Here is a 24,356-nt window from a genome sequence, read left to right on the forward strand (position 1 = left end):
ACACTACCATGGCGCATACGATCCGCTTTCCGGCCTGGCTGGCCTGGTCCTCCATGTCAGTCATACTGCTTGCCGGGCTATTACTGTCGCTGACCTCCGGGCCAATGAAACTGACGGCTTCAGACTCGATGCTGACACTCTGGGATGCCATCGCCGGTTCCAGCTACAGTCAACTGGCTGAATACCAGCAGCTGGTGATTACCGATATTCGCTGGCCGCGAACGCTGCTGGCCCTGTTTGTCGGCGCTATTCTGGCAATCTGTGGCGCGGTGACCCAGGGCCTGTTTCGCAATCCACTCGCTGATCCGGGCATCATCGGTGTCTCTTCCGGCGCCGGTCTGGGTGCAGCCATTGCCATTGTCCTGTTACCAGCCAGCCTGACGCTGATATTTACGCCTGTTGCTGCCTTTACTGGTGGCCTGCTGACAACAATTCTGGTTTACCGCCTCGCACAATCCCAGCAGGGCTCGACATCGGTGCTGATCCTGCTGCTGGCCGGGGTCGCCATTGGCGCTTTCAGCGGTGCGGTAGTCGGGTTTCTCACTTTTATCGCCAACGATCAGGCGCTGCGTGACCTGACCCTGTGGGGAATGGGCTCGCTTAACGGTGCCACAACATCAATGTTATGGCTGACGGCCCTGACCAGTCTGTTTCTGTTATTTTATTACCAGCGTCAGGCAGTCGCACTGAATGCGCTGTTGCTGGGTGAAGCGGAAGCTGAGCATCTGGGTATAGATACCGAAAAGCTTAAACGACGACTGATTGTGGTCACGGCGATCGGCGTGGGCGTTGCCGTGTCGGCGTCCGGAATTATCGGTTTTATCAGTCTGGTTGTGCCGCATCTGATCCGCATGAGCCTGGGCCCCGATCATCGGCTGCTGTTGCCTTTTTCGGCTCTGACCGGCGCCGCCCTGTTATTGATGGCTGATGTCGGTGCACGGGTGTGGATGGCCCCGGCGGAATTACCGGTAGGGCTGGTCACTGCCTTGATCGGCGCACCGTTTTTTGTATTTCTGCTACTGCAACAGCGGCAGCGACTGAGCACGCTCTGAGGTAGTCATGCTGATAATCGACCAACTCGAACTGCACCGCAGTGGACGCGCCATTCTCTCGGTCAATCATGCTGAACTTAAACCCGGCGAAGTGATTGCTGTTTTGGGCCCCAACGGCGCCGGTAAATCCAGTCTGCTCAAGACCCTGGCCAGCCAGTGGCAGCCTGACAAGGGCGATCTGCTATTGCATGGGAAAGCGCTGCATGAGTGGCCACGCCGGCAGCGTGCCCGCCATGTTGGCGTGTTGCCGCAGAGTAGTGAGCTGACCTTCCCTTTCAACGCCCGTGAAGTGGTCGCTATGGGTGCCACGCCGCTGTCTCTCGAAGCCGCAGAAATCGACGAGCAATCACGTCACTGGATGCAGGTCACCGACACCCTGCCCTTTGCGGACAGGATTTATACCAGTCTCTCCGGTGGTGAACGGCAACGGGTGCAACTGGCACGCGTGCTGCTGCAACTCTCAAGCGCAGAACAGCCGCCATTGTTACTGCTGGACGAACCCACCTCAGCGCAGGATCTGGGTCAACAGCATCATATGCTGACATTAATTCGTCAGCTCAGCCGTGAACAAAATGCCGGTGTCGTTGCCATATTGCATGATCTCAACCAGGCCGTGCGCTATGCCGACAAGATTTGGCTGCTGAATGAGGGTAAAATGGTGTCATCAGGCTCACCCGAGACTATTTTACAAGCCGAAACCATTGCAAAAATCTGGGGCTATCATCCGGAGATACTCAGCAGCAAAGATGGTCGTCAGGTGCTGGTCTGATACCCTGCCTGATTACTGATTTGACTGACGCTGATGACAAGCAACAACAACTACGATCTCAAAAGCATCCTGCAGCAGGCGCTGGGCTATAAAAAGCACCTGATCAAAGCCAATATTATCGCTTTGCTTGCCACTGCCTGTGCCGTGCCCGTGCCCTTGCTACTGCCATTGATGGTGGATGAGGTGTTGTTGGATCAGCCCGGTCCCACGGTACATTTTATTGAGCAGTTCACCCCTGAACACTGGCATGGGCCGGTGCTTTTCATCCTGGCGGTATTGCTGTTTACCCTGATTTTGCGCGTCTTTTCGCTGATACTGAACGTGGCGCAGTCGCGTTACTTCACTTTGATTGCCAAGCGCATCACTTTCCGCATCCGGCATAAACTCATTAAAAGACTGGGGCGCATCGCCATCAGCGAATACGAAACCCGCGGCAGCGCCGGTATCGCTTCACATTTTGTTACGGATATTGAAGTTATCGACGACTTTATCGGTAACACCGTCAGCCGGTTTATCGTCGCCTTTCTCAGTATTCTCGGTACCGCGATTATCCTGCTGTTTCTGCACTGGCAACTGGCCCTGTTCATTCTGTTTATGAATCCGCTGGTGATTTACTTCACCATGGTGGTCGGCAAGCATGTCAAAGAACTGAAGAAAAAGGAAAACTCGGCCTTCGAGGTGTTTCAGCAGAGTCTGACCGAAACGCTGGATGCCGTGCAGCAGATCCGCACAGCTAACCGCGAAAAACATTATCTGGGCCGCGTTATCGACAACGCCAGGCAGGTGCGCAATCACGCCAGTGAGTTTGCCTGGAAAAGCGATGCCGCCAACCGTTTTTCTTTTGTGATCTTCCTGTTTGGCTTCGATGTTTTCCGTGCCATCAGCATGTTTATGGTGGTGTTCTCAGATTTGACCATCGGTCAGATGTTCGCCGTGTTCGGCTACCTGTGGTTTATGATGAGCCCGGTGCAGGAGATCCTCAATATTCAGTATTCCTACTACGCTGCAGGCGCGGCAGTGGGCCGGCTCAATAAACTGTTCTCGATGAGAGAGGAAGCCCAATACCCGGACAAAATCAATCCTTTTGTTGCGGGTCAGGCCTGCAGTATTCGCATTGACGATCTGCACTTCAAATACGGTGATAACAACAAAGTATTGAGCGGCGTTTCGCTCAATATCAAGGCCGGCGAAAAAATCGCACTGGTCGGCGCCAGCGGCGCCGGTAAATCCACGCTGGTCAATGTGTTGCTGGGTCTCTATCCGGCCGATCAGGGTATGGTCTATTTCAACGATGTCGCGGTCAGTGATATCGGCCTGGAAACCGTTCGCGAGCATGTAGCGACCGTGCTGCAGGCACCGGCTTTGTTTAATGACAGCGTGCGTCAGAACATCACCATGGGCCGTGAATTTGCTGATGACGCGGTTTGGCAGGCGATTAAGATCGCTCAGCTGGAAGACACCATCCTGGCCATGCCCAATAAGCTCGATACTATTATCGGCCGGGCCGGGGTCAAACTCTCAGGCGGTCAACGTCAGCGGCTGGCCATCGCACGCATGGCACTCATCGACCCCAGTGTAGTAGTGCTGGACGAGGCAACCTCAGCGCTGGACAGTGAGACCGAATACCACCTGCATATGGCTTTGGAAGAATATCTTCAGGGCCGGACTACCATCATTATTGCCCACCGCCTGAGTGCCGTGCGTCAGGCTGATCGGGTGGTGGTCTTCGATGGCGGGGAGATCATCGCCGAAGGCGATCACGAGTCTTTGATGCGTCAGGAAGGCCTGTACCAGAAGCTCTACGCCCAGCAGATTTAAATTTGATTCAACCACAGAGGCACAGAGGGCACAGAGCGTTTGTTATCCGCAGATTTCGCTGATTAACACAGATTTAAAGTCTCTCAGAAATCGGCGCCCATCTGCGAAATCTGCGGATCAATTGAACTGATGCGCTAGTGAAGAACGCCGTGAAAGAACATTTAATACTCTCTGTTCCTCTGTGGTTAGCCTCCAATCAACGGCGCTTAAGCTGCTCCACATCACGCACCGCGCCTTTCGCCGCCGAGGTGGTCAAGGCCGCGTAGGCCTGCAGAGCCAGGCTGACTTCACGCTCACGCGCCACCGGTTTCCAGGCATTTTCGCCGCGGGCTTCCATCTTGGCCCGGCGGTGGGCCAGTTCTTCATCGGTGAGTTCAACATCGATCTTACGGTTGGGAATATCGATATGAATCATATCGCCCGGTTCCACCAGCCCGATATTGCCACCCTCCGCCGCTTCCGGTGAGGCATGGCCAATCGACAGACCGGATGTACCGCCAGAAAAACGACCATCAGTCAGCAAGGCACAGGCTTTACCCAGGCCTTTGGATTTCAGGTAACTGGTCGGATACAGCATTTCCTGCATGCCCGGACCGCCTTTGGGACCCTCGTAACGAATCAGCACCACATCGCCTTCTTCAATACCGCCGCCGAGAATACCGGCGACTGCCGCATCCTGGGACTCGAAGATCTTAGCCGGACCTGAGAAAGTCAGAATCGACTCATCGACACCGGCGGTTTTGACGATGCAGCCATCCTCGGCCAGGTTACCGTAGAGTACGGCGAGACCACCATCCTGACTATAGGCATGCTCGATATCACGGATACAGCCGTTTTCACGATCGATATCCAGTTCCGGCCAACGGCAGTCCTGGCTGAAGGCGACCTGGGTCGGAATCCCGGCCGGGCCGGCCAGATAACGGCTCTGCGCCATTTCATATTCACTGCGCGCCACATCCCACTGCGCCAGGCCGTCAGCCATGGTTTTGCTGTGGACGGTCGGCACTTCGGTGTGCAAAAGACCACCAGCGGCCAGCTCACCCAGAATACCGACGACGCCGCCTGCACGGTGCACATCTTCCATATGGTATTTGTTGGTGGCTGGCGCGACTTTGCAGAGGTTAGGAATCTTGCGCGACATGCGGTCAATATCAGCCATGGTGAAATCAACCTTGGCTTCATGCGCTGCTGCCAGCAGGTGCAACACGGTATTGGTGGAACCACCCATGGCAATATCAAGCGCAATGGCATTCTCAAACGAGGCCTTGGTCGCAATCGCCCGCGGCAAGACATCGTCTTCATCGTTTTCGTAGTATCGCTTGGCCAGATCAACGATACGACGACCCGCTTCCAGAAACAGTGCTTCGCGGTCAGCATGAGTTGCCAGCAGCGAACCATTGCCCGGCAAGGACAGGCCCAGCGCTTCGGTCAGGCAGTTCATCGAGTTGGCAGTAAACATGCCGGAGCAGGAACCACAGGTGGGGCAAGCGCTACGCTCAACCTGAGCCACATCTTCATCACTGACATTGTCATCGGCGGCCTGCACCATGGCATCAACCAGGTCCAGTTTGACGTCTTTACCGGCCAGCTTGGTTTTACCGGCTTCCATCGGGCCGCCGGAGACAAAAATAACCGGAATGTTAAGCCGCATGGCGGCATTGAGCATGCCCGGCGTAATTTTGTCGCAGTTGGAGATACACACCAGCGCATCGGCGCAGTGGGCATTGACCATGTATTCAACCGAATCGGCGATAATATCGCGTGACGGCAGGCTGTAGAGCATGCCGCCATGGCCCATGGCAATGCCATCATCGACCGCGATGGTATTGAATTCCTTGGCGACGCCGCCAGCACGCTCGATTTCGCGGGCGACCAACTGTCCCAGATCTTTCAGGTGCACATGCCCCGGTACAAACTGGGTGAAAGAGTTGGCAATAGCGATAATCGGTTTGTTGAAATCATCGTCTTTCATTCCCGTCGCCCGCCACAAGGCGCGGGCACCTGCCATATTGCGGCCGGCTGTTGACGTCTTAGAACGATATTCAGGCATGCTGAGACTCTCCAAAAATCTGTATTGAGCGCGAAATGCTATGATCGCACTGAATTTAATGAATATTTAACCCAATAATTTTACACCACACTTGGCAAGCGTGCTGAGTCTGAGATAAAAAGAAGCTATGAATAACGCGTCACCGTTCAATTCGGAAAACAATCTGGCCACCACAACCAGCTGGTTTCGTACGGCTGCGCCTTATATTCATGCGCATCGCGGCGCCACCTTTGTCATTGCGTTTGATGGCGAAACGATTGCCAGCGACGGCTTTGCACCGTTGCTACATGATATTGCCATTCTCAATAGCCTCGGCATCAAGCTGATACTGGTTTACGGTGCCCGTCCCCAGATTGAGGCGCAGTGCGCCGCACAGGACATTGAAGTCCACTATCACAAGGGGCTGCGGATCAGCGACGACGCCAGCATGGAAGCGGCCAAGGCTGTTATCGGCAGGTTGCGTCTTGATATCGAGTCCCAGCTTTCCTTTGGCCTGCCCCACACGCCAATGGCTGATGCCCGTATCCGCTGCACCAGTGGCAACCTGGTCACTGCCCGTCCTGCTGGTATTCTCGATGGTGTCGACCTGGGCCATACCGGCGAAGTACGCCGCGTCGATACCGTTGGTATAAACCAGCAACTGACGCTGGGAAATATCGTGTTATTACCGCCGCTGGGCTACTCATTGACAGGTGAAATGTTCAATTTGTCCGCTGAAGCGATTGCCACCGCAGTCGCTGTCGCATTGAAAGCCGATAAACTGATTTTTGTGGGCCCGTCCAATCAGGCACTTCCCCGTGAGCTGACCCTGACTCAGGCCCGTCAGCACCTGGATGAACATCCCTCAATTGCAGCCTCAGTCAAAGCCTGCGAAGCAGGCGTTCAGCGGGTTCACCTGCTGGATAGGGACCAGGATGGCGCCCTATTGCAGGAACTCTTCAGTCGTGACGGTGCCGGCACCTTGCTGTCTGCCACCTCATTTGAAACCACGCGCCAGGCAAATATTGACGATGTCGCCGGGATTCTTGAACTGCTACAGCCACTGGAAGCCAACGGCACGCTGGTCAAACGTTCCCGCGAGTTACTGGAACGCGAAATCGAACATTTCACGGTGATGGAGCGTGATGGCACCGTGGTCGCCTGTGCGGCTTTGTACAACTATCCGGACAACCAGATGGCCGAACTCGCCTGCCTGGCAGTATCGGCGGGTTACCAAAGCAAGGGGCGCGGTAAACAGCTGCTGGCCAGCATTGAGCAAAGCGCGCTACAGGCAGGGGTAAAAGCCATGTATGTGCTCACCACCCAGACTGCTCACTGGTTTCTGGAACAAGGTTTTAAAGCCGCTGATATTGCCGACTTACCGGTAGAAAAACAGGCGCTGTATAACTACCAGCGGAACTCGCGGGTATTTCGCAAACCATTAGCGTCTGCTTAAGTCGTTTTCAGAGACACAATATAGTCAGCAGTGCGCAAAGCCAGGGCCTGAATGGTCAGAGATGGCGCTTCGCCACCACCGGTTGAGGGAAATACACTGGCATCGGTGATAAACAGATTGGCATGGTCATGACTCTGACCATAAGCATTGACCACAGATTTCAGCGGATCAGTGCCCATCCTGCAGGTGCCAAACACATGGGTCGCAGAAAAGTGGTCATAGGTGGTGAACTCCTCTACCAGCTCTGCACCGGCTTGCTTGAGTAATGCTCTGGATTTCTCTGCCATGAACCTGAGCCGCCTCAGTTCCTGCTCACCCAGCGATGAGTGGATTTGTGGGCTGTAAAGTCCAAGACTGTTTTTTTGACTGCGATCCAGATCCACATAGCTGTCAGGATTGGGTAAAAACTCGCCAATCGCTCCGACACTGAGCGCTTTACCAAAGGACTGTCGCATTTGTTGCTTCATCTTGCGCCCAAAACCACCGACAGCTCTCGAGGCATAGGCGATCGGGCCGGTAAAGCCGATCTCACGGGTCGCCGAAGTCAGACGGCACCCACCGACCACACCTTCAATCGCATCAGGCCTGTTAAAATCCCAGCAAATGGCATCGGCCGGCAGGCCCATATGTGTGTTGCTCAAATCGGAGACGATTCCTGTTGAGTTCCACACCAGCGTTTCCATAAAGTTTTTACCCACCTGACCGGAACCGTTGGCCAGCCCCTCTTTCGCGCCCGGCTGTGAAGCATTAAGCAATAAGGCGGGCGTTTGAATCGCACCGGCGGCGAGCACGACGCTAGTGGCAGACAGACGCTGTTTTTGACCCTGTTCGATAAAACTGACAGCCGTGATATCGCCATTGTCAGACAGCTCAAAACCGACTACCGGGCAGTGGGTTTTAATTGTCAGACGTCCGCTCGCTTCGGCATGACGGATAAAGGTCACATCGGCCGAGCCCTTATCCGAAATCGGACATCCCTTCGAGCAATTGCCGCAATAATTACAGGGCGGCCGGTTATCATAGGGCTGCGACAATGCCGCGCGGGAGTTGGCCTGCCATTGCATGCCCAGTTGCTGTCCTGCCTGCACCAACGCCTGGGCCGAAGTGCTCAGAGGATGGGCTGGTAGAGGAAACGGTGCCGAGCGCCAGCGTTCGCCCTGCTCAGTGGGCCCCGCCACACCGATGAGCTTTTCTACCTCAAGGTAATAAGGTTCGAGTTCAGCGTACTCAACAGGCCAGTCGTATCCCACCCCGAACTCCGTTTGTAGTCGCATTGAGGCTGGGTTGAGGCGGTGGGCTTCCCCCACATAGTGCAGCGTCGAACCACCCACTCCCTGGACATGCCAGTATCCGGGTCCACTGGGTTTGCGTTTGCCCTCTCTGGCGAGTTTGCCGCGGGTTTGGCTCCAGGATGCTAAATCAACGTAATCGGAATTAAGTGGGCCCAGTTCAGCAATACTCACCGCGCCCTGACTGTTTTTCTTTTCGGGGAAGGCATGGCGTTCCCAGTCGGGCTGATCCAGTTTATAGTCAGCCTGCGGATCAAAACGGCCACCGGCTTCCAGAATCAGTACATTGAGTCCTTTACTGACCAGTCGCCAGGCTGTGGCGGCACCGCCGGCACCGGCGCCAATGATGATCACATCAGGATTCGCTAGTGCCATGGCGGGGAATATCCCAGCGGCTGGGGCGGCCTGTCAATGGCCAGGCCTTCCCAGGCTGCAGGCTGAGCAAAATAAAAGCGCATGGCGCTACTGCGCACTATTTCGTAAAACAGGCGGGGCACGTTCTCCCAGTCGGATTCGGCCATCCAGGCCACCAGTTTGTACTGTTGCTTATATTTCAGCTCGGAAAAAGGCGGGCCGCCAGTCTGGTTCAACCATTCACAGCCTGCGGCCAGGAGTTGTCTCAATTTTTCTGAGGACTCAGCTAAAGACCATAGCTGAGCATCCACCTGCAAATCGGTCGCGGAGCCGGTGAAACGGTCTTTTGGAATCAACACATCCACAAAAGCGGCCAGCGTTGTTTTTTCCGAGTTTGTAGGCGCCCCCTGATTCAACACCTCTGCACTGAGACTCACGCTATGAGCAGCAAAAAAAACGCCAACAGATTGTAGAATCTGTCGGCGCTGTTGATTGAAGCTTTTATTTCTCAAACTAATGTTTAAATGTTCATCATTATATTTGGCATGTAACACCAGTGATGCTTAATATGGTGATAAAGATCTAAACGACCTGCCTCATGCCGCGCGTTAATCTCAACCGGGATCAAAAGGGTACGCCATTGAATGGCACAGAGCAGTCAGCATCGACAAACTCGCCACCACCACCAGGTCCACGGCTTAAACAGCTAGTTTCTTCATCAGGTTTATCAAACTCATCACGGGTATGCAGCATAAAGTAAGGTTCGATGGCAGATCGATAGACATCCAGCCCTCCAGCCACATGCGGCGCATTGACCCCAACCGGGATCAGAAATGAGTTGGTCTTCAGGTCATAGCCGATACCGGCTTCACCCTGGAAATCTTCTTTACCATTCAGGTAAGTGAGCTTGGCTTTGCCGAGTTGAAAGCCACCGGCAAAATTGATACTGAGAGAAGCATGTACGCCCTCGGTATCACCATCGGCTTCCACCTTGCCGTGGGAAAAACCAATCACGGCTGAAGGTGTCATATCACCCCAGGTCCAGACCAGGCCGGCATAAGCCTGATTATCGGTTTTTTCTTTTCCAGAATCAGAAACCAAATCGTAAGTGACAGGTGGAACATTTGGAACTTGACCAGCAAAGGCATTTGCAGAGATCAGAGCAAAAAGTGCGAAAAAACTAATGAGCAGATATTTCATGGTGAATCCTTTTATTTGCAAACCCGTTCAAACTGTTTGCGATTTATCCTGTTTTTGTGAACTACGTCACATAAATTAATGCTTTTACTTTCTCTTGGCAAGCACACGCCGTTTGTATTCCGGGAACAAAATGGGGGCAAATTCGTGTAGCGCTTTTTCATAGACCCGGCGTTTGAAAAACACGATTTCTTCTACCGGGGTCCAGTAATCCACCCAGCGCCAGTCATCAAACTCGGGTTTTTCGTGCAGATCCAATCGCACGTCCTGTTCATTGCCGGTAAAACGCATCAGAAACCAGCGCTGTTTCTGGCCGATGCACAGAGGTTTGTTGCCGTAGCGCAGATAGCGCTTGGGCAGACGGTAGCGTAACCAGTTTCTGGTGGTTGCCAGCAGTTCAACATGCTGCGGTGACAGGCCCACCTCTTCCATCAGTTCACGGTAAGCCGCCTGTTCGGCAGTTTCATGGGCTTTTATGCCTCCCTGCGGGAATTGCCATGAATCATGTTGCGCGCGCTGTGCCCACAGCACCTGGTTGTCATCATTGCAGAGTATGATCCCTACGTTAGGCCTGAAGCCATCTTTATCAATCACGACTTATGTCTCGACTGGCTGGGCGTTAACACCCCCAGCAGGTTAATCTTAATAGCAACTAGATTAGTAAATGCACCGACAGGTTGCAATGCATTTTGGCGTAGAATGAACACTTTACTGAATTAACACGGAGACAAATTCTGGATCATGGCACTGGCAATTTTTGACCTTGATAACACCCTGCTGGGGGGAGACAGTGACTTTCTTTGGGGTCGCTATTTGTGTGAGAACGGGATTGTCGAGGAAGCCGACTATCGCCGAGCCAATGAGCATTATTACCAGCAGTATCTGGAAGGCTCGCTGGATATTTATGACTTTCTCGAATTTGTCTTCAAACCACTGGCCACCCACGATATGGACACCCTGCTGCAATGGCGCGAAGCTTATCTGGAGCAGAAAATCAAACCGATCATGCTGCCGGCTGCCGAGCAACTGGTGGAAAAACACCGAGCTCAGGGCGATACCCTGCTAATTATTACCGCCACCAACAGTTTTCTGACTACGCCTATTGCCAACTTACTGGGTATCGAGCACCTGATTGCCACCGAACCGGAAGTCGCTGATGGCCGCTTTACCGGCCGGGTTGCCGGCAAGCCTTCATTTCAGCACGGCAAAGTCGAGCGGCTGCGCGGCTGGCTAAGCGACCGTGATGAAACGCTGGCGGGCAGTATTTTTTACAGCGATTCGCACAATGACCTGCCGCTGCTTGAGTTGGTCGACACCCCGATCGCCGTCGATCCGGATCCCAAACTTAAGGCTGAGGCCCAGCAACGTGGCTGGAAAATTCTCAGTTTAAGGTAATGCTTGCTACAATCTATCGTTTTTCAGAATCATCATCAGGCCGTCATTATGGAATGGGAAGTTGTTATCGGGCTGGAAATTCACGCCCAGCTCGCCACCAAAAGTAAGATTTTTTCGGGTGCTGCCACAGCCTACGGTGCTGCGCCCAACACACAGGCTTGTGCCATCGATCTGGGCTTGCCGGGCGTATTGCCAGTGCTTAACGAGGAAGCGGTAAAAATGGCGCTCAAGTTCGGTCTGGCGGTTGATGCCGAGATCGGCGAGCGCAGTGTGTTTGCCCGTAAAAATTACTTTTACCCGGATCTGCCCAAGGGCTATCAAATCAGTCAGTATGAACTGCCGGTTGTTGGAAAAGGCAGTATCAGCATCGAACTGGAAGATGGCAGCGAAAAAGACATCGGCATTACCCGCGCTCACCTGGAGGAGGATGCCGGCAAGTCGCTGCATGAGGACTTCCACGGTCAGACCGGTATCGATTTGAACCGTGCCGGCACGCCGCTGCTGGAAATCGTCTCCGAACCGGATCTGCGTAGCGCCAAGGAAGCCGTGGCCTACATGAGAAAGATTCACTCGCTGGTACGCTACCTGGAAATCTGTGACGGCAATATGCAGGAAGGCTCTTTCCGCTGCGATGCCAACGTTTCCATCCGTCCCAAAGGACAGCAGGAATTCGGCACCCGCGCCGAGCTGAAAAACATCAACTCTTTCCGTAACGTTGAACGCGCGATTAACTTCGAAGTTGAGCGTCAGATTGATGTGCTGGAAGGTGGCGGTGAAGTGGTGCAGGAAACCCGTCTCTACAATGCTGATAAAGACGAAACCCGTTCCATGCGTAGCAAGGAAGAAGCCAACGACTACCGTTATTTCCCCGATCCCGACCTGCTGCCTTTGCTGGTCGATCAGCCCTTGATTGAATCAGTGCGTGCAACATTGCCGGAACTGCCTAATGAAAAACGCGATCGTTTTGTCAATGAGCTAGGGCTCTCTTTATATGACGCCTCTATTCTGATCAGTAGTCGTGAACTGGCTGATTATTTTGAAGCTGTGCTGACAGCCACTGGCAATAAAGATCCCAAGCAATGTGCCAACTGGGTCACCGGCACTTTGTCCGGCGCATTGAACAAGGCCGACCTGGATATCAGTGAGTCACCGGTAACGGCTGAACAACTGGGCAGCATCTTGCAGCGTATCGATGACAAGACCATTTCCGGCAAGATTGCCAAAACCGTATTCGAAGCGCTGTGGGCAGGTGAAGGCAAAGATGCGGATGAAGTTATCGAAGCCAAAGGCCTGAAACAGGTGACCGATACCGGTGCCATCGAGGCCATGATTGAGGATGTGCTGACTAACAATCCGGACCAGGTGCAACAGTACCGGGACGGCAAGGAACAATTATTCGGTTATTTTGTAGGCCAGGTCATGAAAGCCTCAAAAGGCAAAGCCAACCCGGCGCAGGTCAATGAAATCCTCAAACAAAAGTTGGCTGGATAACAGCGACACACTCATCAACGTAAAAAAGCCACTTTTTGTTGTGGCTTTTTTGTTTGTCAGTGCATGACGAATTGTGAACTTCGTCACAGTTTTGTCAGCGCATGATTCCCCAGCACGAAAAAACTGATGTAGTATCAGTCGATATTTATTAATTTGTTCAGGCGCAGGATGCGTCATTTTCTCGGAGTCAGATTCGCGAGCCTATGAAGTTTGAACAGGAACACCTGCCCGCCAAGACGGGCTTGAACAAACTGCCGTCGACCTCACCATTGCCGGATGCAAACTGGGTCTTGGTTTTCGGTTCGGTCAACCGATTCAACGAACGCGGTTTTGCCAAAAACCTGCGTAAGCGCTATCCGCAAGCACAAATCATCGGCTGCACGACCTCGGGCGAAATCACCGGTGAGGGCGTTTACGATGACAGTGTTCACATCAATGCGATGAAGTGGGAGCGCAGTACCCTGCGTTTCATCACCAAGCCGGTAAACAGCATGGAGCAGTCACATGCGCTGGGCGCACAAATTGCCGGCGAGCTGAAAATGGATGATCTCAAAGGCGTGTTCGTACTCAGCGACGGGCTCAATGTGAACGGTTCCGAACTGGTGGAAGGCCTGCAGGAAGTATTGCCCAATGTGCCTATCACTGGCGGTCTGGCTGGCGATGACGCTAAGTTCTCCAAAACCCTGCTCATCAACAATGACAAGATCCAGGATCGGGTGGTCATTGCTGTGGGTATTTACGGTGAAGATGCCATTGTCACCAGTGGCGCGCTGGGCGGCTGGAATCCTTACGGTCCACCACGACGGATCACCCGTTCCAATAAAAACGTTGTCTACGAAATGGACAACAAACCCGCCTTACCCCTCTATAAAATGTATATCGGCTATTACGCCAATGAGCTGCCGGCTTCCGGACTCAATTTCCCGTTTGCGATCATGGACGACAAAAACGTCAATGTGATTCGCACGCTGCTGTCGATTAATGAAAAAGACAATAGTCTGACCTTTGCCGGCAATATTGATCAGGACTCCACCGTCCGCTTTCTCAAATCCGATCACGACAGTCTGGTGATGGGGGCCAGTGAGGCCGCCCGCCAAATCCTGCAAAAGGATGTCAATATCAATGACCGGGCGTTGGCTATCTGCGTCAGCTGTGTCGGCCGTAAACTGGTGATGGAGTCACAAGTGGCCGATGAAGTGTTTGCGGTACAACGTTTGCTGGGCATGCAAACCGGTATTACCGGTTTTTATTCCAACGGTGAAATCTGCTCCGGTGAAGACGACAGTCACAGCCAGTTGCATAACCAGACCATGACCATCGCCTACCTGAGCGAGCATAACGCCTAGACCAGCTCCCTGGCTGCTGCCAGTAAGGCCAGCCGGGCAATGACGCCGTAAGCATAAAAACGGTTAGGCTCAGAGTCCGGTTTATCTTGCTGATCCGGCGTAATACAGGACTGGGCAAAAGCCAGTGGTTCAAAATGCATACCCGGTGCATTGAGGTTTTCGTTGACACCACGGCCGGTATGCACCCGGTAAAAACCGCCGATCACAAAGTGATCCATCATATAAATCACCGGTTCGGCCACCGCTTCTTCCTCGCCCAGCGTTTCAAAGGTATACACCCCTTCCTGCACCAGTACGTTATCCACCACCAGCCCGTCCTTGGCAGAGGACATCTTATTACGCTGCTTGCGGTTGAGATTCATGATTTCATCGACACTCTTCACCGTCATGATCCCCATGCCATAGGTGCCGGAATCAGCTTTGACCACGACAAACGGTTCGCGGTCAATATTGTACTCACGGTATTTGCTGCGGATTGACATCAGCAGGTTATCAACGTTTCTGGCCAGACATTCCAGGCCGGCTCTTTCCTTGAAGTTGACCTCGCCACACTGCAAGGTCAGCGGCGAAATCAGCCAGGGATCAATATCAATCTGGCGGGCGAACTCCTTGGCCACATTGTTGTAATGGGTAAAGTGCTGTGACTTCTTACGGGTTGACCAGCCAGCCTGCAGCGGTGGCATCACTTCCTGCTCCAGCCCTTCCAGGATTTCGGGACGCCCCGCTGATAAGTCGTTATTCAGCAATACCAGACAGGGAGAAAAGTCTCCCACCGCGACCCGGTTCCCCTTTCTTACCAGCGGCTCCAGTAGGCATTGCTTGCCCGATGGCAAATCGATAGTCACCGCTTCGGTGATATCGTCACGCAGGCTACCGATACGCGCCTCCAGGCCGGCTTTCTGGAAAATATCACGCAAGGTTTCCAGACTTTCCAGATAAAACAGGTTGCGAGTATGGTTCTCGGCGACAATCAGTACCCTTTTTGCTGTAGGGCAGGCGCGTTCTACCGCTGCCTGTGCAGCCTGAATCGACAGTGGTATAAAGGCTGGATTGAGATTATTGAAGCCGGCCGGGAACAGATTGGTATCGACCGGTGCCAGCTTGAAACCGGCATTACGCAGATCGACTGAGGCGTAGAACGGCGCTGGTGTCTGCAGCCATTGTTCTCGCAGCCAGGTTTCGACCTGGGTCTGTTTTTCCAGCAAATGGGCTTCCAGTTGCAGCAGCGGGCCATTGAGAGCGGTGATCAGGTGGGGGACGCCAGAGGTCATAGGGTTATCTCGCTGTTTCGATTGCAGGATGCGGGGTTATGGCCGCATATAGTGTGAGATGGGACACAGTTTCCATATTTCAAGTGATACATACTCGTTTGTCGATTAAATTCGGGCGGCAAGCAAGGCAGAAAAAGGCCTGGCACATCACTAGCCTGCAGACAAAAAATGGGTTATCTTCGTTCGACAGGATTGTTTTAAATGACGACTTTATCAGGTACAGCATAACCGTGAGTGAGAACCAATCTGAATTTTCAGGCCTGAAGGTCATGGTAATTGATGACAGCAATACCATTCGTCGTACTGCCGAAACTTTGCTCAGCAAAGCCGGTTGCGAAGTACTAACTGCTGACAATGGGTTTGAAGCGCTACCGGTTATCAGTTCTCATCGTCCGGATATCCTGTTTATTGACATTATGATGCCACGGCTGGATGGATACCAGACCTGCGCGTTGGTGAAAAACAACCCCAGATTCAGTGACATCCCAATTATTATGCTCTCCAGCAAGGATGGCTTGTTTGACCGCGCCAAAGGCCGTGTGGTTGGCGCTGAGCAATACCTGACCAAACCCTTTACCAGAGACGATCTTCTCGGTGCCATCCGCCAATATTTGCTGGAAAACAACCAGGACGCTGATTAGCTTATGGCACTGATTCTGATTGCTGATGACTCACCGACCGAAGTCTACGTTTTGCAAAAAATGCTGGAGCAAAACGAACACCAGGTCCTGATTGCCGAGGATGGCGAACAGGCAGTCAATATGACACATCAAAACAAACCCGACTTAATCCTGATGGATGTAGTCATGCCCAATCTCAACGGTTTTCAGGCGACCCGCAAACTGTCCAAGGATGCTGAAACCAGTCACATTCCCATCATCATTGTCTCCTCCAAAAATCAGGAAACCGACAAGATGTGGGGATTGCGTCAGGGTGCAAAAGGCTATCTGGGCAAGCCGGTTGATGAAGCCAGCCTGCTCAGTCAGATTAATGAACTATTGGGAAGTCAACATGGCTGAATTGCAGACGCCCGAGGACATCATCGCACTGTTGCAGGACATGGAACGCCGCAGCAAACAACAGGCGGCCGGGCTGAGTCAGCAGGAACAAGCCGGAGACAGTTGGACTGCTATCGGCTTTCGCATCGGCAAGCAGCATTTTGTTATTCCCCTCAGCCATTCCCGCGAGGTTTTTCCGCTTCCCGAGCAGGTGACACCGGTGCCCAAATCACAGCACTGGGTTTACGGAATCGTTAATCTGCGCGGCGAACTGTTACCGGTGTTCGATCTCAGCCTGTTTCTGGCCGGAGAGCCCGCCAATGTCACCAAGCGCAGTCGCATTATCGTTATCAATGACAGTGATATCAGTTCCGGTGTTCTGGTCGATGAGGTGTTTGGCCTCAAACATTTCCAGCGTGCACCGGAGCCTATCGCAGAACAACTTGAGCTCAAACCCTACTTAAGCGGCAGCCTTTATCAGCAGGACACGCTCTGGCACGTGTTCAGTTTTGAAAGGCTGATTGCCGATCCCCGTTTTATTAATGCCGCCGCCTAACAAATCGATATCAGGACAAGGTTTATGAAATCCACCAGCAAGCTTTTTTTATCTTCCCTGATGAGCAGAAAAAACTGGCTCAATCTATTCCTCGTGATCCTGTTTTCAGTGGCAACGCTGGCCGGCCTGTGGCTGATAGTCAGCGGCCAGTATCAGAGCCTATATAACAATCTGTTACACATCGGTGCCGGCGTGGCGGTCGGTTTTATTCTGACATTGGTGTTTGCGGTCAGGCTCAGCTTCCCAACCATGAATGCTCTCAAGGCATCGATGGATGACATGGAATTACAAAATCGTCATAACCAGGATGCGATCCTGCGCCTGCTGGATGAAATGGGCGACTTGGCCGACGGTGACCTTACGGTCAGCGCCACCGTCACCGAAGACATCACCGGAGCCATCGCCGATTCGGTCAACTACACCATTGACGCCCTGCGCAGCCTGGTCGAGCAAATCAACTCCACCACCCTGCAGGTCTCATCGGCAGCGCAGGAAACCCAGGCCACCGCCTTGCACCTGACCGATGCCAGTGAGCACCAGGCACAGCAAATCACCGAAGTCAGTAGCGCGATTACCCAGATGGCTGGTTCCATCGAGCAAGTATCAGAAAATGCCAGTCAGTCGTCTGAGGTAGCCCGGCAATCGGTATCACTGGCGGTTCAGGGTAACGGCGCGGTGAAAAAAGCGATTCATGGTATGGACACCATCCGTGAACAAATCCAGGAAACATCCAAACGGATCAAACGCCTGGGTGAAAGCTCACAGCAAATCGGCGATATCGTGGAACTGATCAACGACATCGCCGAGCAGACTAATATCCTGTCACTCAACGCGGCCATCCAGGCGGCAATGGCTGGTGAAGCCGGTCGCGGCTTTGCTGTGGTCGCCGATGAGGTGCAACGTCTGGCTGAACGCTCCAGTAACGCCACCCGCCAGATCGATGCGCTGGTAAAAACCATCCAGAGTGATACCAGTGAAGCCATTGCTTCAATGGAACAGAGCACCACCGAGGTGGTTAGCGGGGCCAAACTGTCCCAGGACGCCGGCGCCTCACTGGAACAGATTGAATCGGTGTCACAGCAACTAGCCGAACTCATCAACAACATTTCTGCCAATGCCAAGCAACAGGCGACAGCAGCGGTCAGCACTTCGGAGAACATGAACGTTATTCAGGAAATCACCATGCAGACCTCGACCGGCACCAATGAGAGTGCCGCAGCTATCGGCCGGCTGCTGGATTTGACTAATGAACTGCGTAAGTCGGTTTCCGGCTTCAAACTGCCACAGTAAACAGACAGGCGAGAGCGGACAGCGAAAATGGCACAATTTATCAAGGGCAACTATAACGCTTTGATGTGGCTGCAGGAGGAACTGCAGCAGTCACTGGCACATGCTCTTTACGCCATGAACAGCTACATCGACGGCGATACCGATAGTGCTAAATCGTTGTCCGACTGTATCGGTGCGCTGTATCAGGTCAAAGGCACACTCGATATGGTCAATATGAGTGGTGCCGCCATGCTCGCTGATGAAATGCAGCAAACCGCAATTGCCCTGCGTGACCACCGTACTGCTGATAAGGAGCAGGCTCAGGATGCACTGGTCCGGGCTCTGCTGTTACTGCCCAATTATCTGAAGCTACTGAGCAATGACTTTCAGGACCATCCGCTGTCCTTACTCGATAGTTTCAATGAATTGCGTCATACCCGCGGCGCTGAAAAGCTGACCGAACAGGCATTGTTCAACCCCATACTCAGTGTGGCATTACCTGATAGCATCGCCCCCAACCCGCTTCGCAAACCGCCCGCGATCGCCATTGAACGCAACAAGCTGGGTCATGCCTTCCAGGTTATGCTACTCAACTGGTTAAGACAGCAGGATCAGGAAAGTCTGCGCAAAATGCGTGGCGTTACCCATTATCTGCGATTAGCGAGCCTGGAAGAAAAAACCACCCTGCTCTGGTGGGCAGCGGAAACGATGTTGGAAGCCCTGGAACAGGACGGCCTCGAAACCAGCGCGGAATGCAAACAACTGCTCGGCAAACTGGTCGCCCCCATCAAAACCCAGAGCGAACAAAGCGAAGCGGTGTTGCTGGAAACCCTGCCGACCGAACTGATTCACAAACTGTTGTTACAGGTGGCCCGGGCGCAGAGCAGTGGCCCGCTGGTGACACTGCTGAAAGCCACCTTCAACCTGCATTTCCTCGATCACAAGCAGAAAATCTACGGCATGAGCGACAATGCGCTGGGCGACGCGCATTTGGCTCTGCTGGAACAACTGGAAGACCTGAAATCCAGGCTCGATCGCTACAATCCGGATCAGGATCTGGATGCAGCCACCATCAGCGAGATCACCCAGCAGTTGCAGAGTATGACCGATACACTGGCACTACTGACCGAATACGAAGCCAGCAACCTGTTGCAACTGCAGGCTGAAAAACTGCAGGCCCTGAACGAAGATAACCAGCGTCCTGATGAAGACGCATTGACTGAACTGGCCGATGTGTTGCTGCAGGTAGAAAAATTCCTGCAAACATCAACCCAGGCCAGTGTCAATGACCAATTACGTCATACCGTGATGTCGGAATGTCTGCTGGAAATGGCGAATATCAAGGAAACCCTGACTTTGATGAGTCAGGCTCAGCGCCATCCCGATCAGCTAGGTGAAACTGAAAGACAACTCGGTTTGATCGCCGGCAGCATGGAAATGCTCAACTACCCGGACTGTGCCGACATTCTGCGCCAGACAGTCAGCAAAATCAGCGAGCACAACGATAGCCATGAAGCGTTCAGTCCGGCCCAGCTCAATTATCTGGCCGATATTCTCGCCTGCTGCGACATATACATGGAAGGCATCAGCCAACATGGCCACGCTGAACCCGGCTTTCTGGCCGATGCCCGAGACAAGCTGGCCTACTACGACCAAGCTGATGAGTATGCCGACGACAGCGAACAGACGCCTTCAGAATCAGGGGAAACTGTTCAGGATCCGGCATTAGCGGAACTGGACTCTCTACTCAACGGTGATAATGAGCAGTTATTATTTGATGCTGAACCGGCCAATCTGAGCATCGATGAACAAGCAACAAAGGCTGGCAATCATAGCGCTGAGACAGCATTAAGCAGCCCGGAAAGCGCTGGTTCCGTCGCCGATATCATTGCAAATCGCGATCAATGGCAGTTTGCTGAAGGCATTGATGCGGAAATCGCCGATGTCTTCATCGAAGAAGCCCAAGAAGTGCTGGGCGAGTTGGATAGCTTGATGCCGCAGTGGCTCAATCATAATAATGAGGCGGCATTAACAGATATCCGCCGTCACTTTCATACGCTGAAAGGCAGTGGCCGTATGGCCGGGGCGACGGTGCTGGCGGAGCTGGCCTGGGGCGTGGAAAAGGTGCTCAACCATGTGCTTGATGGCACCCGTCCGGAGACCGAGCAGGTTCAGCAACTGACTGCCGAATCTCACCAGCTTATTCCCGAGTTGCTGGCCCGTTTCACCCGCGCTGATAACAGTAGCACCGCCCGCGTCGATGCCTTACATGAGTTGAAACAGGCCTGCCTGTCGGCAAGCGCAGATGACAGTGCCGCAGCAGATCTGACCCTGTCTTTCGCTGAGACGGATGACGCTGATATCAGTGAGACCGCATCTCCTGAAGCCGACAATGCAGCATCGGTGCTTGAATTTGATCCGGCTGACTATCAGCCAGCCTCAGATAACAGTACCTCACAAACTTTCGAGGCCAGCGACTTTACAGTCGAGACTGCGCTACTGACCGGCGTTGAACGTTATCTTCGCCGTCAACAGAATACAGCGGTTCTGTCGCAGACTGATGAGCAGCCCGCGGCGCTGACCGGGGTTGAGCAATACATCCGCAGCCAGCGCGAAGCGGCGCCAGTCACTGACACCGCTGCCCCCTCCCTGACCGGCGTTGAACGCTACCTGCGACAGCAGGCAGACGAGACTAGCGTGTCGCGCTACATTCGCCAACAATCATCAATCGCAGAGCCGGAAGCTGACTTAATTGCCAGTCCTGCAGTGCCACACCAGGCCCTGACTTCGGTTGATCGCTACCTGATTGAACAGGCCAGACAACAACGACCTCTCACCGGGGTAGCACGCTACCTGGCCGAGCATGACGCCCATACCGAAGCCGATGATGTGGCCGCCGAGGAAGATGACGAACTGCTGCAAATCTTTGCCAGCGAAGCTTCGCAGCATATCGAGCAACTCAAACAGGGACTGGATGATATTGCGTTCTCCCGTCAGTTGAATAAAGCCATGTTGCGCGCTATCCACTCACTGAAGGGCTGCGCCAATATTGCCGGTATCACGCCAATGGGACTGATCGCCACTGATCTCGATACCGCTATGAAGCAGCTCTACGCCAGCGACAGCGTACTTGATAACACGCAGATGCAGCAGCTTAATTTGTGCGTGGGTGGTCTGGAACAAATCCTGGCCAGCGTGACCGGTGACGTCAATGAGCCCGATATGCTGGCCTTATCAGCTGCGGTTAGCAGCCTGCAGAGTGAGATTGATAGTGACAGCGGCACAGTCGTTATCGACCCTGAGTTTCTGGTCGTCTTTCTTGAAGAAACCGATGAATTACTCGACCGTTATACAAATCAGCTGAATCTCTGGCGTCAACAGCCCGGTGACAATGACAACCTGCAGGCCCTGACCCACACGCTATACGATCTGGAACAGGCTGCCAGTCAGGCCCAGCAACAGCAGATTGCCCGCGTTTATGCGGCCCTGTCGCGGCTTATCCAGCAGCGCCAACCGGACACGCCCGGCCTGGAATCCTTACTTGAACAAGGTTACGAACAGCTCAACCAGCACATCGAAAACCTGCTGCAGAACAAACCGCACACCGCCGAATTTGATTTTGCCGATCGGGTCGATAACTATCTTGCCAGCCAGACTGCCCCACCTGTTCAGCACGAGCCCGTTGCCGCGATAGATGAAACCGAGTTTGCCTTGCCGGCCGATGCCGATCCGGAACTGCTGGAAGCCTTCAGTGAAGAAGCGGCGGAGCTGCTGACCTCCAGTGGTCAGTCGATTAAAGCCTGGCAGCAGGATACTGACAACAGCAAGGAACCGCTGCAGCTACAGCGAGACTTGCACACACTCAAAGGCGGGGCACGCCTGACCGGCATCACGCCGATGGCCGATCTCACGCATCAGCTGGAAACCCTGGTGCTGGCAGTCTGCGACCAGCAACAAGCTGCTGACGAAGACTTTTTCGACTTGATGCAGCGCTGTCAGGATAAGCTTAGCGAGATGCAGGAGCAATTGGCCGATAATCAGTCGATTCAAACGGCCTTATCACTGATCGAAGAAATTGCTCAGCGCACCAATGGCCAGGATCTGGATATCGACAACCGGCCCCTGCCTGAACCAGAAATCACTCAGCCAAGCGTCACCGAAACGCTGGCCAAGGCAGTGGCATCGGAAACAGCTGCAGTCAAGCCCTCCCCACATGTTGAGCAGGTGCGGGTACGGGCAGAACTGCTGGATTACCTGACCAATTTCGCGGGTGAAGTCAGCATTGCCCGTGACCGCGTTACCCAGCAACATACCGCGCTGCGTCAGCAACTGCAGGAAATGGAAGAAACCGTGAGCCGCCTGCATGGCCAACTGCGTAAACTGGAAATAGAAACCGAAACCCAGATCCTGTTTCGTTATGAGGATGAACGGCTGAAACAGGACTCAGACTTTGATCCGCTTGAGCTGGACCGTTTTTCGATGATTCAGCAATTATCGCGTGGCCTCACCGAGAGTGTGATTGACCTCAATGACATCAGTCAGTCAATGAATACGCTGGTCAAGGAAACTGACACCATTTTGCTGCAACAATCCCGGATTAACACCGACCTGCAGGAAGGCTTAATGGCCACCCGCCTGTTGCCGTTCAGCGGGGTGACGCCGCGACTGGAACGTATCGTCAGGCAGACCGCGACGGAACTTGAGAAAAAAGCCAGCCTGAGCATACAGGGCGCTGAACTGGAGCTGGATCGAACCATTCTCGATCGCCTGGTGCCGCCGCTGGAGCACTTGCTGCGTAACGCTATCGCTCATGGCATTGAAGCGCCGGGCGAACGGCTGGCCAACGGCAAAAATGAACAAGGTCAGTTGCAGCTGCAGATTGAACGCCAGGGTTCAGAAATGGTGCTGACCCTCAGTGATGATGGCCGTGGTATTGATATCGACAAGGTCAAACAAAAAGCCCTGTCGCTGAACCTGGTATCAGCCGATAACATGCCGGGTGAAGAGGAACTGATTCAGTTGATCCTCAGCTCCGGCTTCAGCACTGCTGACAATATTTCACAGCTCTCAGGTCGCGGTGTCGGCATGGACGTGGTCAGCAACGAAATCCGAAGCCTCAAAGGCAGGCTCAGCATTCATTCCGACGCCGGACAGGGCACTCATTTCACTATTCGCCTGCCATTGACCTTGTCGGTGGTCCAGTCTTTGTTGGTACGGGTACAGGAAGAACAATATGCGGTACCGCTGGGCAGTATCAACGCCGGCGAACGTATCAGTGTTCGCGATATCAAGCTGCTGCTGGGCACGCACAACCCGCACTACGTATTTAATGGCGAAAAATACGACTTTATGCCGCTGGCTTCACTGATGGGTAAACCGCTGACCCTGCCGGATAACCTCAAACAGCAACTGCCCTTGTTGTTGTTCCGTTCCGGTGAGATGCGGGTAGCGTTACTGGTGGATGACATCATCAGTAACCGCGAGATTGTCATCAAATCCGTGGGCCGTCAGTTGGGCACTATCACCGCTATCAATGGGGCCACCATCCTCGGTGATGGCCGGGTGGTATTTATTCTGGATATTCCGACGCTGATTGAAACCAGCCGCGATATTCGCTTCGACAGTCCGGATGCCGCGCAATTGGATGTCGATCTCAACCAGGTTCGGGAAAAATCCGCCACCGCCATGGTCGTCGATGACTCGATTACCATGCGTAAAGCTTCTGGCAACTTGCTCAAGCGGCTGGGTTTTGAGGTGATGACCGCACGTGACGGTGTCGACGCCCTGTCACAACTGCATGAGCAAAAGCCGGATATCATTTTGCTGGACGTAGAAATGCCACGCATGGACGGCTTTGAGTTCGCCTCAATTGTGCGCAATGACGATAACTTCCAGCATTTACCCATCATCATGATTACCTCCCGCACCGGCCAGAAACATCGGGAGCGCGCACTGGAGATCGGTGTTAACGCCTATCTGGGTAAACCCTATCAGGAACAGGAACTGGTCAGTGAAATGCAAAAGCTGTTGGGCCAGCAAGCCTTTCCGGTTCAGCCAGCCTAATCA

General features: G+C 53.6%; 18 protein-coding genes. 12 read left to right on the forward strand and 6 right to left on the reverse strand.

All coding sequences use genetic code 11. From position 1 onward, the window contains the following. Positions 1–8: 8 nt before the first annotated feature. From Q0X64_RS03380 to Q0X64_RS03390, 3 genes are read left to right on the forward strand one after another with little or no spacing between them, the layout of a single operon-like run. Positions 9–1,052, forward strand: coding sequence for an iron ABC transporter permease (locus tag Q0X64_RS03380; protein WP_297809061.1), 1,044 nt, complete (start codon positions 9–11; stop codon positions 1,050–1,052). Positions 1,053–1,059: 7 nt separating this feature from the next. Further along, positions 1,060–1,821 carry a heme ABC transporter ATP-binding protein gene (locus Q0X64_RS03385; protein ID WP_297809063.1) on the forward strand — a complete coding sequence of 254 codons (762 nt, stop codon included), beginning with the start codon at positions 1,060–1,062 and terminating at the stop codon, positions 1,819–1,821. Between the two features lie 33 nt (positions 1,822–1,854). Then, entirely contained in the window at positions 1,855–3,639 is a 1,785-nt protein-coding gene (locus Q0X64_RS03390) for an ABC transporter ATP-binding protein (protein ID WP_297809065.1), read from the forward strand. A gap of 196 nt (positions 3,640–3,835) precedes the next feature. Here the strand turns inward: Q0X64_RS03390 and ilvD are convergent, their stop codons facing one another. Continuing rightward, on the reverse strand, positions 3,836–5,689 hold the full coding sequence (gene ilvD / locus Q0X64_RS03395; RefSeq protein ID WP_297809067.1) for a dihydroxy-acid dehydratase: 1,854 nt from the start codon (positions 5,687–5,689) through the stop codon (positions 3,836–3,838). A gap of 127 nt (positions 5,690–5,816) precedes the next feature. On the opposite strand from ilvD, the gene argA reads away from it, so the two are divergent. Next, positions 5,817–7,124 (forward strand): amino-acid N-acetyltransferase, encoded by a 1,308-nt coding sequence (gene argA / locus Q0X64_RS03400; RefSeq protein ID WP_297809069.1) that lies wholly within the window; start codon positions 5,817–5,819, stop codon positions 7,122–7,124. Here the strand turns inward: argA and Q0X64_RS03405 are convergent. The 4 genes from Q0X64_RS03405 to Q0X64_RS03420 all read right to left on the reverse strand — a co-directional run bounded on the left by Q0X64_RS03405 (position 7,121) and on the right by Q0X64_RS03420 (position 10,558). Next, positions 7,121–8,788 (reverse strand): GMC family oxidoreductase, encoded by a 1,668-nt coding sequence (locus Q0X64_RS03405; RefSeq protein ID WP_297809072.1) that lies wholly within the window; start codon positions 8,786–8,788, stop codon positions 7,121–7,123. The two genes, argA and Q0X64_RS03405, sit on opposite strands and share 4 nt — an antisense overlap. Continuing rightward, positions 8,779–9,204: a gluconate 2-dehydrogenase subunit 3 family protein gene (locus tag Q0X64_RS03410; RefSeq protein ID WP_297809074.1), complete on the reverse strand. Its 426-nt coding sequence runs from the start codon at positions 9,202–9,204 to the stop codon at positions 8,779–8,781. Before Q0X64_RS03410 ends, Q0X64_RS03405 begins: the two co-directional genes overlap by 10 nt. 187 nt (positions 9,205–9,391) lie before the next feature. Beyond that, the gene (locus tag Q0X64_RS03415) at positions 9,392–9,967 is read right to left on the reverse strand and encodes a hypothetical protein (protein WP_297809076.1); all 576 of its coding nucleotides are present in this window, start codon (positions 9,965–9,967) and stop codon (positions 9,392–9,394) included. Between the two features lie 84 nt (positions 9,968–10,051). After that, positions 10,052–10,558: an RNA pyrophosphohydrolase gene (locus tag Q0X64_RS03420; protein ID WP_297809078.1), complete on the reverse strand. Its 507-nt coding sequence runs from the start codon at positions 10,556–10,558 to the stop codon at positions 10,052–10,054. Positions 10,559–10,705: 147 nt separating this feature from the next. Between Q0X64_RS03420 and Q0X64_RS03425 the strand changes: the two genes are divergently transcribed. The 3 genes from Q0X64_RS03425 to Q0X64_RS03435 all read left to right on the forward strand — a co-directional run bounded on the left by Q0X64_RS03425 (position 10,706) and on the right by Q0X64_RS03435 (position 14,196). Further along, on the forward strand, positions 10,706–11,359 hold the full coding sequence (locus tag Q0X64_RS03425) for an HAD family hydrolase (protein WP_297809080.1): 654 nt from the start codon (positions 10,706–10,708) through the stop codon (positions 11,357–11,359). Positions 11,360–11,407: 48 nt separating this feature from the next. Then, on the forward strand, positions 11,408–12,850 hold the full coding sequence (gene gatB / locus Q0X64_RS03430; RefSeq protein WP_297809082.1) for an Asp-tRNA(Asn)/Glu-tRNA(Gln) amidotransferase subunit GatB: 1,443 nt from the start codon (positions 11,408–11,410) through the stop codon (positions 12,848–12,850). 203 nt (positions 12,851–13,053) lie between these two features. Then, positions 13,054–14,196: an FIST N-terminal domain-containing protein gene (locus tag Q0X64_RS03435; RefSeq protein WP_297809084.1), complete on the forward strand. Its 1,143-nt coding sequence runs from the start codon at positions 13,054–13,056 to the stop codon at positions 14,194–14,196. Here Q0X64_RS03435 and gshA read toward each other — a convergent pair. Then, positions 14,193–15,467 carry a glutamate--cysteine ligase gene (gshA, locus tag Q0X64_RS03440; protein WP_297809086.1) on the reverse strand — a complete coding sequence of 425 codons (1,275 nt, stop codon included), beginning with the start codon at positions 15,465–15,467 and terminating at the stop codon, positions 14,193–14,195. The two genes, Q0X64_RS03435 and gshA, sit on opposite strands and share 4 nt — an antisense overlap. A gap of 269 nt (positions 15,468–15,736) precedes the next feature. On the opposite strand from gshA, the gene Q0X64_RS03445 reads away from it, so the two are divergent. The 5 genes from Q0X64_RS03445 to Q0X64_RS03465 are packed head-to-tail and all read left to right on the forward strand — an operon-like array spanning position 15,737 to position 24,353. After that, the gene (locus tag Q0X64_RS03445) at positions 15,737–16,108 is read left to right on the forward strand and encodes a response regulator (RefSeq protein WP_297809854.1); all 372 of its coding nucleotides are present in this window, start codon (positions 15,737–15,739) and stop codon (positions 16,106–16,108) included. Positions 16,109–16,111: 3 nt separating this feature from the next. Beyond that, positions 16,112–16,486 carry a twitching motility response regulator PilH gene (gene pilH, locus Q0X64_RS03450; RefSeq protein WP_297809088.1) on the forward strand — a complete coding sequence of 125 codons (375 nt, stop codon included), beginning with the start codon at positions 16,112–16,114 and terminating at the stop codon, positions 16,484–16,486. Then, positions 16,479–17,021 carry a chemotaxis protein CheW gene (locus Q0X64_RS03455; protein WP_297809090.1) on the forward strand — a complete coding sequence of 181 codons (543 nt, stop codon included), beginning with the start codon at positions 16,479–16,481 and terminating at the stop codon, positions 17,019–17,021. The genes pilH and Q0X64_RS03455 overlap by 8 nt, the downstream gene beginning before the upstream one ends. A 24-nt stretch (positions 17,022–17,045) precedes the next feature. Continuing rightward, positions 17,046–18,311 carry a methyl-accepting chemotaxis protein gene (locus Q0X64_RS03460; RefSeq protein WP_297809092.1) on the forward strand — a complete coding sequence of 422 codons (1,266 nt, stop codon included), beginning with the start codon at positions 17,046–17,048 and terminating at the stop codon, positions 18,309–18,311. A 27-nt stretch (positions 18,312–18,338) separates the two neighbouring features. Next, positions 18,339–24,353: an Hpt domain-containing protein gene (locus Q0X64_RS03465; protein WP_297809094.1), complete on the forward strand. Its 6,015-nt coding sequence runs from the start codon at positions 18,339–18,341 to the stop codon at positions 24,351–24,353. Positions 24,354–24,356 lie beyond the last annotated feature (3 nt).

The organism is uncultured Methylophaga sp. (assembly GCF_947259025.1).
GTDB lineage: Bacteria > Pseudomonadota > Gammaproteobacteria > Nitrosococcales > Methylophagaceae > Methylophaga.